General features: G+C 69.0%; 2 protein-coding genes. Both read left to right on the forward strand.

Going from position 1 to position 2,173, the window contains the following annotated elements; genetic code table 11:
- The first annotated feature begins 369 nt into the window (after nucleotides 1-369).
- A complete protein-coding gene (locus G6R24_RS20430) occupies nucleotides 370-537 on the forward strand; it encodes a hypothetical protein (RefSeq protein ID WP_163550759.1) in 168 nt (55 codons plus the stop codon).
- Nucleotides 538-677: 140 nt separating this feature from the next.
- The coding region (gene lysS, locus G6R24_RS20435) for a lysine--tRNA ligase (protein ID WP_163550760.1) at nucleotides 678-2,173 on the forward strand (1,496 nt) is incomplete at its 3' end.

The following is a 2,173-nucleotide window of genomic DNA, read 5'->3' on the forward strand; positions in this document are numbered from 1 at the left end:
CGCCCTCGACATCACCGCGGCGATCTGGCCGCAGGATTACGGCGGACCTGACCACCGGTACGTCTTTCCGCTCCCCTACCGCGCCGACCCGCAGGCCACCGACGTGTCCGCGCGGACCGGCACGCCCCTGACAAACCGGACGGAATGGCTGCCGCGCGGGATCATCGCCGACCATCCGGCGACGTGGAGCCTCGTCGCCCACGGCCCGTCCATCCGCCAGTGGCGGACGTCGGTCCTGCACGGTGACGAGGCCCGCCGCAACATCGCCAAGGACGCAGCCTCCCCACCGCCCGGTCACCGCGGCCGGACCCGCGCTATCTCGCCGACTTCCCCGACCCGAAAGTCGAGAACAAGGCGGACTACTACGGCATGGGCGCCTTCCCGACGGACACCGGCTCGGCCGCCGACGACCGACTCGCCGTCTACGAGATCCGGGCGTTCATGGAGGATCTCGAGATGCCGCCCAAAGCCGAACTCACCAGCGGCCGATGGGCCACGATCGCCGACATCTTCTTCACCCACTACGCCCCGCGGTGACGCGGCGGCCGCGGACCGGACCGGGTACGGCCCGGTCCGCGGTGGTCCCCGCGGTGCGGCCTCGCTGCTCGGGCTGCCGGGACCGTCGCCGGCAGCCGATACGCTGAAGCGGTCACGGAAGCGGCCATGAGGGTGAGTTGATGGTGAGCGAGCAGCCACAGGCGCGAGAGCTGGCCGGGCCGCGGGCCGGATACCGCGTCGACACGGTGGCGGTCGACGCGGCCGCGGCGCCGGATGGGACACCGGTGCGACTGGCCGGTCGGGTGGTGCTGTGGCGGCGGATGGGCGGGCTCATCTTCGGGCACATCCAGGACCGCAGTGGTCGTGTGCAGGTGTCGCTGTCCAAGACCGACCTTGGTGCCGAGACGATCAAGGAATGGTCCCGGTCGGTCAAGATCGGCGACTTCATCGGGGTCGCCGGCGCCATGTACACCACCCGTCGCGGTGAGCGGACCGTCGGCATCGCCGAGCTGGAGGTGCTCAACCGCACCGTCCGCGCGCTGCCGGACAAGTGGCAGGGCCTGTCGAACGTCGAGGCCCGCTACCGACGCCGCTATCTGGACCTGCTGGTCAACCCCGACGCGCGGGCGCGGTTCCAGACCCGAACCCGGATCATCAGCCGCATCCGTCGCCACCTCGACGAGGCGGGTTTCCTCGAGGTCGAGACGCCGATGCTGCAGGAAGCGGCGTCGGGGGCCGCGGCCCGGCCGTTCATCACCCGGCACAACGCGCTCGGGGAGGACTTCTACCTGCGGATCTCGCCGGAGACGTTCCTCAAGCGCATTGTCGTCGGCGCGTACGACCGGGTGTACGAGCTCGGCCGCAACTTCCGCAACGAAGGCATGGACTCCTCGCACCTGCAGGAGTTCACGATGCTGGAGTGGTACGCCGCCTACTGGGACTACCGCGACAACATGACCTTCGTGCGAGAACTGATCCTCGCCGTCCTCGATGACGTGGTGGGTACCCGCTCGGTCACCTACGAGGGCACCAAGCTCGACTTCGGCGCCGACTGGCCGGAACTCGACTATCGCACCGAGGTCGAGCGACGCACCGGTATCGACCTCACCGTCGTACGTGATCTGCCGACCCTGCGTACCCGGGTGGCCGAGCTCGGCCTGGACGTCGGCGACTCCCCGTCCTACGCCGGCCTCGTCGACCTGCTGTACAAGAAGACCGTCCGGCCTCATCTGATCCAGCCGTGTTTCCTGCTGCACCATCCAGCGGAACTCGTCCCACTGGCCCGGCGCAACGACGACGACCCCACGGTGCTCGACATGTTCCAGGTCGTCGTGGACGGTCTGGAGATCGTCAAGGCCTATTCGGAGCTCATCGACCCCGCCGAACAGCGGCTGCGCCTCGAGGAACAGGCGGAGCTACGTGAGGCCGGCGACGACGAGACGATGATGCTCGAAGAGGACTTCATCGAGGCGATGGAGTACGGCATGCCGCCGATGTCCGGCCTCGGCCTCGGCATCGACCGTTTCGTCGCCCTGCTCACCGACGCCCCCACCCTGCGCGACGTGGTCCTTTTCCCCACCATGCGCGGCGCGCACAAGGACAGCCAGAGCGCTGACAGCCAGAGCGGCGAGCAGGATCAGTCCGCCGACGGGGTCGCTGCCGAAGACACGGCCTA

Source organism: Candidatus Frankia nodulisporulans (assembly GCF_902806475.1).
Taxonomy (GTDB): domain Bacteria; phylum Actinomycetota; class Actinomycetes; order Frankiales; family Frankiaceae; genus Frankia; species Frankia umida.